This is a genomic window from Microcystis sp. LSC13-02 (assembly GCA_002282935.1).
In the GTDB taxonomy this organism is placed as follows: domain Bacteria; phylum Cyanobacteriota; class Cyanobacteriia; order Cyanobacteriales; family Microcystaceae; genus Microcystis.
In genome coordinates, this window is the sequence record MTBT01000285.1 from 1 (window position 1) to 8,393 (window position 8,393).

Consider the following 8,393-nt stretch of genomic DNA (forward strand, 5'->3'; position numbering starts at 1 on the left):
TCCCAATCCTATTTTCGCAGCATGCACATCGGACTTTAACAGGTCAAAAGCTTTATTTTAAAAGGGTTTTACCATTATTCAGCAAGCCCTAGGTAGTTGACCACCTGAAAATCGGTAAAACCCTACACCCCACACCCCACACCCCACACCCTGCCCCCAAGAAAAACTTTTTGCCGCAAACCCTAAATAGGGCTGGCCGAATAAATCTAAAAACCTTGTTGGATAATATCTTAAGAATAATGTGTTGACAATTAGGCAGAGCCTTGGAACTAGGAAAAACAATCATCGCTTAGACTTGATCGCACAAAAACAACGAAATATCAAACCGTAATTTTCCGCTAGAATTGGCAGTAATCAAACACCACGCTTGCAGGAGCTATGGTTAACCTCACCTATAACAAAAATCGCCATCTTCCCAGCGCCGAAGAATTGCCCTCTTCCGACGAAACTCCAGTGGACAATCAGTTACAGAATGATATTCCCAATCTGCTGCTACAGTAACTAGCCTTAATTTGGTCTAGTCGAAAGGCGGACAATTTCATCATCTGGTATAAGCGCCAGTGCTTCCCTAATTTCCTTGGCTGTGCCTTGAATTACTGTTGCTTGTGTAGTCTTGATTTTTTATCATTCTAGGGCGAATCCTAGCATAATTCAGGACTGAGATGCTAACTATCAAAACCCCTCCCCAAAAAAGAGAGAGGAAACCCGCGTCTCCTCTCCCTGGGACATTATTTTCTCGCTTTGCCCACAGCACCCCCTAGCATTAAACCGCCCAGGGTGATAAAACCAAGAAGGCTAGAGGGTTCGGGGACACTGACTGCTGGAGTCGGAACTGTCAGCACGGAGGAGATGCCATACAACCGGCTGACACCAAAGCGGCTAGAATCGGCCATGGTAATCCACTCAGTTGTAATCGAATTGGCGAGCCCGTATCTTACTTGCCCCAGGGAGCCGCCACCAAGTCTTCCATTCTCCGCTGTTCCATTGTTATTGGTCCCCGTCCAGACTGGCTCATTATTCAATTGCCAATCTTCAGGAGTGCGATTGATAGCGGTTTGGATGCTGCCATCCCAGAGATCGGCATTATTGTTGGCGACCCGGTTGCCATCTATGAGATAGATCGGAACACCAGTACTCAATGTCGGATTAGTACCCGTATTATCACGGGCATCGACTGAAGCAGTAGAACCGATCGCCTTCCAAGTAATCGCATTCGGGTCAAATCCTGCCGCCTTTAAAGCCTGATAGAGAGCCGTATCAGTCGTCCCTGGCCCTGCCAATACTTGACTGGTGACAAGGTTATTGTAGTCGTCGATGTCGGTGCTTGTTGCCTCCCATTTGCCTTCAGTGACAAACACCAAAAGATACTGAGCGCCAACAGCCAAGTCGGGAGGGACGACCACCAAAGCAGCCTGTGCCGCACCAGCCGTTGCCAGAGTCGCCAGGGCAACGCCGGCGGAGACAATGCCGAGTTGTTTTATTTTCATGAAAAGAAAAGGATTAATAGTAGATGATTTGAGTGCCTGCGACATTTAGATTTGGGTTAAGCGATAGGGCAAACCCAAAACAGTGACAAGCCAACATAACAATCAAAATCATACACATTCCCACGCATTGTATCAAAAGATACAATTTAATAAATCTTTACATTACCTCGTTTCCCAGTTCTACTGGGGAACGCTATTTTCAGGTTCTAGCTGAAGAATTGCTATATTTAAATTAGGCAGAGCCTAAATATTTGGTTACAGGGCAGAGCTTTGGAACGAGGAAAGACTGTCTATGAGCAGGGGGTAAGGAGACTGATAACTAATACAGCAGTTCTGGTGTTCCCTCAAACCAGAGACTTTTTACCTCACCATGAAGATAACCGCTATATCCTTCTGTTCACTTTAAAATAGAACTGTCAGCTTGCCAGGGATTGAGAGTGACAATCCCAAAACCTCTACCTAAACCCTTCCCTTTCGAGGTAAATATTTCATGAGCCAAACCATCACACCTTCTTCCTTAAAAGCTAGTTTAGCCCCCAATCCCACTAGAGGAGCAACGGTGGACGATGGGGGAAATGTGCTAGGGGAATTTCTGCAAGAAACTCTGGCCATGACTAAACGTCTGTTCATCCAATTACAACGTCGTCCTTCAACCCTAATCGCGGGGGTAATTCAGCCATTTATGTGGCTGATTTTATTTGGGGCATTGTTTTATAAGGCTCCCCAGGGTCTATTCGGCAACGATCTCAGTTATGCTAAATTTCTCGCCCCCGGGGTGATTGTTTTTACCGCTTTTTCTGGGGCCTTAAATGCCGGTTTGCCGGTAATGTTCGATCGAGAATTTGGCTTTCTTAACCGTCTCTTGGTAGCGCCTTTAACCACTCGTTACTCGATCGTGGCTGCTTCTACCATCTATATTATCGCCCTCAGTTTCATCCAAACGGCCTCGATCGTGGCCGCTAGTGCCTTTTTAGGAGCAGGATTGCCCAGTTTAGCCGGATTAGGTGCGATCGCTTTGATTGTGTTCCTAATAGTTTTGGGTATGACTGCCTTAAGTCTCAGTTTAACCTTTGCTCTCCCCGGACATATCGAATTAATCGCCGTCATTTTCGTCACCAATTTACCGCTTTTATTTGCCAGTACCGCCCTCGCACCCTTAAACTTTATGGCAGATTGGTTAAAAGTAATCGCTAGTCTCAACCCTCTTACCTATGCGATCGAACCGATCCGTTATATTTATTTCAATCAGCACTGGTCTTTTGATAGCATAGTCTTACAAACCCCTTGGCTTGACCTCAATTTCTTGACAGTTTTAGGCCTGCTCTTAGCTTTTGATCTGCTAATCCTTTTGGCAATTCAGCCCTTACTTCGTCGTCGTTTTGCTTAAATCAGTTATCAGTTATCAGTTTACTGTTCACTGAAAAGCCTGTAACTTTCTGACCACCAAAAACCAGATAATTTTCTGAGGAGTTAGTTAGATTATGAATACTCAAAAAATGTTAATCAAATCGTCTTTATTCCTAGCTACTATTTTATTAATCGGAGCTGATTTTAATCCGCAAGTGTTAGCTCAAAGCTTGAACCCCAGTCAACCGGACTATCAAAAAAATGAACGTAGTTCCGATGGCAGGGATGATCTCGGTGGTTTTAATCCTTTAGACTTGATTCATAATAGTAATTTTCGCCGTAGCCGGGACGGATCGGAATTTCAGGAAGATACTCGCAATAATATCAACGAAGCGGCCGAGGAGTTTAAACGCAAGCAAAGGGAACAACTAGAAAATCTGCAAAATCCTGCCCCAGAAACCAAATAAAACCCCTTTTTTGAGTAGCTAGACACAATTAATTGCACATATCTAACTAGGGTTTGCGGCAAAAAGGTTTTCGGTGGGAGTAGGGTGTGGGGAGTAGGGTGTGGGGTGTAGGGTTTTAACCATTTTGAGGTGGCCAATTACCTAATTTTCAGGGAAAAAGTGCCTAAATTTCCCCCCGATCACTCCCATATCCAGTACTTTTTGATTGACAAAATTTATTCAGCAGACCCTAACTACCTCTTACCTATTACCTATTACCTATTGCCTATTGCCTATTGCCTATTGCCTATCCTAAGCAAGAAGTTGATTTTGTCCTATCGCTTAGTACATAAGATCGCCAAGTGCAGATGATCTTAAAACGACCAATAACTGAAGAGCATTGGGGGGGTTTATCTTACACGAATTTATATTAAACTTAGGATTGGTTTATTGAATTATCGTCTTATTAAAACTGTGGAAGTAATGGAAATCGGGCAAAAAGTCAAGGTCTGTCGCTTAAGAGACCGCGTTAACTCGGATGTAGCGGGTAAATTAGGTAAAGTGGGTGTCATCAAAAATTTTAAGATGACCGATGGCAGCGGTGTTGGTGCTGTTGTCCAGTTCGATGATAAGACCGCTACTTGGTTTTTTGAGGATGAACTCAAACTCATCTAAATACAACGCTTAGGAATTAACTATGTCCTTAATTTTGACCTTTTTGGGCAAGGGGGGCAGCGGTCGCAGTACAATAGCGATCGCTACGGCAAAAAAAATGGCTGGTCTGGGGTCAAAAGTTCTCTTGATCGGTCAAGATTCTGGTCCCGCTTGGGGATTACTCCTCAAGGCCTCCCCTAGCTTCTCCATTACCGAAATTGCGCCTAATCTCTCGGTTGTCCAGCTTAGTAGTACCCATTTACTAGAAAAAAGTTGGGAAGAAGTCAAGGAATTAGAAAAGCAGTATTTGCGTTCTCCCACCTTGAAAAATGTTTATGGTCAAGAGTTGGGCATTTTACCCGGGATGGACCAAGCTCTGGCTTTAAATTTCCTGCGCGAACAGGATAAAAGCGGCAATTACGATGTCATCATCTACGACGGCAGCGGAGATATCAACAGCCTGCGAATGTTGGGGATTCCAGAGGTGGGCAGCTGGTATTCACGGCGTTTTCGGCAGGTTTTCAGCGATTCTGAGATTGGTCGCACCCTGTCTCCCTTTTTCCAACCGATCGCCGCTGCCGTGTTCAATTTCTCCTTTAATCCCGACGGTTTAGGGCAGAAAGCCGATAATAACATTTTAGACGAGGGACGCTCCGCTTTAGCTAATCCTCGGCGAGTTTTAGCCTATCTAGTCACCAATGATGATCCAATTGCGATCGCAGACGCTAAATATCTTTGGGGTGGGGCGCAGCAAATCGGTTTAAATGTGGGGGGAGTGATTTTTAATCGCTGTCAGAGTGCCACGGAAGATTTTGCACCGCTGCCGGCGGCGATTTTACCCGACCGTCAAGGAGAAGATTGGCAGGAGTTAATCGCCGAGTTACCCAATTTTCTCACGGTGCAGCCGCCCAAACCGTTAATAATCGATACGGCAGCCGGTCAGGTCAAGGTTTATTTACCCGGATTCGACAAAAAACAGGTAAAACTGACGCAATCGGGTCCAGAATTAACCATCGAAGCCGGGGATCAACGGCGTAATATTGATGTACCACCGCCTCTGACCGGACGAGCGGTAAAAGGGGCAAAATTCCAAGACGGTTACTTAATTATTTCTTTTTAAAGGATTATGTCGAACACCGAGATAGAAAACAAGGACGATCGAGCGGCCAAAACTCGCCAATTATTGGGCATGAAAGGGGCCTCATCGGCAGAAACTTCCCTCTGGAAAATCCGCTTACAATTGATGAAGCCGATCACTTGGATTCCCCTGATTTGGGGGGTTGTCTGTGGGGCAGCTTCATCGGGGGATTATACTTGGTCTTTAGAAGATGTCTTAAAAGCGGCCACCTGTATGTTACTTTCCGGTCCATTGATGACTGGTTATACCCAAACTTTAAATGATTTTTACGATCGAGAAATCGATGCAATTAATGAACCCTATCGTCCAATTCCTTCGGGGGCAATTTCTATTCCGCAAGTAGTCGGCCAGATTTTGGTTTTATTAGCGGGTGGGTTAGGAATAGCTTATCTTCTCGATCGCTGGGCCGGTCATGATTTCCCGATCATGCTCTGTTTAACCCTATTTGGTTCTTTTATCGCCTATATTTATTCAGCGCCACCCTTAAAATTAAAACAAAATGGTTGGCTGGGAAATTATGCCCTCGGTGCTAGTTATATAGCATTACCTTGGTGGGCTGGTCACGCCCTTTTTGGTCAGTTAAATTGGACAATTATGATCCTAACCCTCATCTATAGTCTAGCGGGGTTAGGCATTGCCGTCGTTAACGACTTTAAAAGTGTGGAAGGTGACGAAAAATTAGGCTTAAAATCCTTACCAGTTATGTTTGGAATTACCACCTCGGCTTGGATTTGCGTGATTATGATCGATGTTTTTCAAGCAGGAATTGCGGGTTATCTGATTAGTATTCATCAGAATCTTTATGCCGCTATTTTACTGTTATTAATTATCCCTCAGATCACTTTCCAAGATATGTATTTTCTGCGGGATCCGCTCAAAAATGATGTCAAATATCAAGCCAGCGCCCAGCCTTTTCTAGTGTTAGGAATGTTGGTGACAGGTTTGGCTTTAGGTCAGGGGATACTCTGAAGATTGTAGTTATTGAAAACAGGAAATATCCAGTTTACGGTACATTATCGCCCTGAATCGGGCTTCTGTTTACGGTGACTTGAGCGGTCAAGGGGGGTGAAAACTGTGGCTTCTAGCTCGATCACCAGTCTTTTCGTTACAATCAAGAGGTAATTGTGCTTGAGGGGAAAACTTTCTTTCTTCTCGGCCAACTATTCGGCATTCTTGACAAACTAATCAAGAATAGTTTCTGTTTAACAAGATTGATTGAGACAAGTATCTCGAACCTAGTCACCATGAGTAATACCAGTAACTTTCGTCAAGCTTTACGCGAGGCCAAAAGCCAAGCACTTATCGGCCCCAATGTTATCCCCAAGGCTCTGCCCTATCTCGGTGGCGGTCTAATTTTAACTGCGGTGGGAACCTATGGCGGTTTAGGTGTGATCCAATCCTATCCCCAGATTTTTTTCCCGACTTTCTTTGTCGCTCTGATTGCCGAGATTATTTTATTTTTTGTCGCCCGTAATACTGCCGAAAGAGGCAATACAGGCACTGCTCTGCCCCTACTGACTCTCTATAGTCTTCTTTCTGGCTATACTCTCAGTGGAATCGTCTATGTGGCCTTAGGTACCTCCGGTGTCGGTTTGCGAGGAGTAGCAATTGCTGCCCTCGGTTGCGGCATTGCTTTTGTGTTGGGACGGAATATCGGCTCGAATCTGTCGGAAAAAGATGGTTTAGCCCTGACTAAAACCGTTAGCATCGGTATTCTCGCTCTCTTTATTGTTCTCATTGGTCAGCTAATTTTCTCTATCTTTGGTGGCGCTACTCCCACCTGGTTAGAAATCGCTATTTCTGGCATCGGGGTTTTCTTGTTTGCCGGCTCGGCAGTGGTGGACTTTTACATCTTGCCCCGTACCTACAGAGATGAACAGTATCTCAGCGCTGCTTTATCGATGTATTTGACCTATATCAACCTATTTATCTTTATTCTGCGCCTTTTGATCGCTCTTAACGGTCGAGATTAGGGCAAATAGAGAGGAGTTAGAAATTAGTTACAACCTAACTTCTAACTCCGCTAGAATAGTAAAGAAATGTAAACGGACTGTAAAGATCATGACTGAACCACAACCGACTCAAACCCCCAAATTAGAAGATCCCAAATTTGGCTTTAATGACTATGCCGAGCGCCTCAACGGTAGAGCCGCTATGATTGGTTTTGTGATCACCCTGTTGATCGAGTATCTAACTGGCCAAGGTCTGTTATCTTGGTTAGGGTTACAGTAGTTTTTTAAGCTTTTTTAGGCATTCTAGGGGAAATATAGCCTTGATTGTTAGCTAACGCATACAAGCTTCATGATTTTCCCCGTAGAATCCTTGTAAGACCGAATCACCTCGCTGTTGCGGTGTCCCGTGGGAGCGATTAGGAGCTTCAAAATCGCCCACTTCCGAGGCCGCTTCCCCTAGAAGTTTTCCCGCTATTATATAATCCTGTTTGGATAAGCCTCTCGCTTCGGTAAATAACCAGGAAAGGGTATCTCCCGCTAGACAATCGGCCTGTAATTCAATGCCGATGCTCATTCCACCTTCATCGATGCCACCAATACCCCGATTCCACTGAACAGCGTGAGCGGCCTCGTGAGCGACGGCGTAAAGGGGAAATAAAGGATTATCGCTAATACCAGTAACTTGCTTGAGATTGACATAGACTGTATTATCTACAGTGCAGAAAGCCGCTAGGGAAATTACACCGCAGGGAGTGGTCATCGGGCCATCGTTTAACAAATACTTAAAATTGATCTGGTGTAATTGAGCCGTATATTCAATTACCGCTTCTAAGGCATCCGTAATATCGTCTGCTTGCGCTCTCTGGGCTAGAGGGGATAAAATCAAGAGGGAGCCACAAGAAACAGCAGATATCAGGGATAATAACCGTTTACGGCCAGAGTTAGGTTTCATGGTACTAACAAAGTCGGGAGTGAGGAAGAAGTTTAATTGATCTGGATTAGCTTGCCGCTACGATCACAATTTTAAAAGCTATATCTAAGACTTCCAGAGAAAATACAGAATTTACGCGGCTTTTGATCGAAGTTTACAGAATTTCTCAGGGTTTAGATCACGCCATTTCCCTATCTCCCCACCCTCATCATTCCGCACAAATGTACTATAAATCTATCCCCATTTCCCGCAAACGAGCCTCCAGACGCTGAGAACGCTGTCTTTCCGCTTCCAGAGCTTGCTGAGTAGCATTTAATTGCTCTTGTGCCGCGGCCGCTTGCTCCTGGGCCGCTTCTTCTGGCAAGGGGATTAAATTGCCTTCCGGGTCATAAAATCTCGCCCAAATTGCCGTTTCTCGGTCAATAGTCCCCTCCCAAG

10 protein-coding genes and 1 pseudogene are annotated in these 8,393 nt (G+C 44.9%); 8 read left to right on the forward strand and 3 right to left on the reverse strand.

Annotated features, from left to right (window positions below):
* Nucleotides 1-378: 378 nt before the first annotated feature.
* A pseudogene (locus BGL89_RS17850) lies at nt 379-498 on the forward strand (Uma2 family endonuclease); the annotation flags it as partial.
* A gap of 230 nt (nt 499-728) precedes the next feature.
* Here BGL89_RS17850 and BGL89_RS17855 read toward each other — a convergent pair.
* Nucleotides 729-1,487: a PEP-CTERM sorting domain-containing protein gene (locus BGL89_RS17855; protein WP_286826893.1), complete on the reverse strand. Its 759-nt coding sequence runs from the start codon at nt 1,485-1,487 to the stop codon at nt 729-731.
* 490 nt (nt 1,488-1,977) lie between these two features.
* Here BGL89_RS17855 and BGL89_RS17860 point away from each other — a divergent pair, with 490 nt between their 5' ends.
* The 7 genes from BGL89_RS17860 to BGL89_RS17890 all read left to right on the forward strand — a co-directional run bounded on the left by BGL89_RS17860 (nt 1,978) and on the right by BGL89_RS17890 (nt 7,304).
* Complete coding sequence (locus tag BGL89_RS17860; protein ID WP_286826887.1) at nt 1,978-2,874, forward strand: ABC transporter permease; 897 nt, start codon at nt 1,978-1,980, stop codon at nt 2,872-2,874.
* Between the two features lie 94 nt (nt 2,875-2,968).
* The gene (locus BGL89_RS17865; RefSeq protein ID WP_286826888.1) at nt 2,969-3,301 is read left to right on the forward strand and encodes a hypothetical protein; all 333 of its coding nucleotides are present in this window, start codon (nt 2,969-2,971) and stop codon (nt 3,299-3,301) included.
* A gap of 462 nt (nt 3,302-3,763) precedes the next feature.
* Nucleotides 3,764-3,955, forward strand: a complete 192-nt coding sequence (gene petP / locus BGL89_RS17870; RefSeq protein ID WP_002742483.1) for a cytochrome b6f subunit PetP — start codon at nt 3,764-3,766, stop codon at nt 3,953-3,955.
* Nucleotides 3,956-3,977: 22 nt separating this feature from the next.
* A complete protein-coding gene (locus BGL89_RS17875; protein ID WP_286826889.1) occupies nt 3,978-5,054 on the forward strand; it encodes a Get3/ArsA fold putative tail anchor-mediating ATPase NosAFP in 1,077 nt (358 codons plus the stop codon).
* 6 nt (nt 5,055-5,060) lie between these two features.
* Entirely contained in the window at nt 5,061-6,041 is a 981-nt protein-coding gene (chlG, locus tag BGL89_RS17880) for a chlorophyll synthase ChlG (RefSeq protein WP_286826890.1), read from the forward strand.
* A gap of 275 nt (nt 6,042-6,316) precedes the next feature.
* Entirely contained in the window at nt 6,317-7,045 is a 729-nt protein-coding gene (locus BGL89_RS17885; RefSeq protein ID WP_286826894.1) for a Bax inhibitor-1/YccA family protein, read from the forward strand.
* Nucleotides 7,046-7,133: 88 nt separating this feature from the next.
* A complete protein-coding gene (locus BGL89_RS17890; protein WP_002742489.1) occupies nt 7,134-7,304 on the forward strand; it encodes a CAB/ELIP/HLIP family chlorophyll-binding protein in 171 nt (56 codons plus the stop codon).
* Nucleotides 7,305-7,355: 51 nt separating this feature from the next.
* Here BGL89_RS17890 and BGL89_RS17895 read toward each other — a convergent pair whose 3' ends face one another.
* Together BGL89_RS17895 and BGL89_RS17900 are read right to left on the reverse strand one after the other, a co-directional pair.
* Nucleotides 7,356-7,976, reverse strand: a complete 621-nt coding sequence (locus BGL89_RS17895) for a metalloprotease (protein WP_286826891.1) — start codon at nt 7,974-7,976, stop codon at nt 7,356-7,358.
* Between the two features lie 205 nt (nt 7,977-8,181).
* On the reverse strand, nt 8,182-8,393 hold a 212-nt coding region (locus BGL89_RS17900; protein ID WP_286826892.1), incomplete at its 5' end, for a hypothetical protein.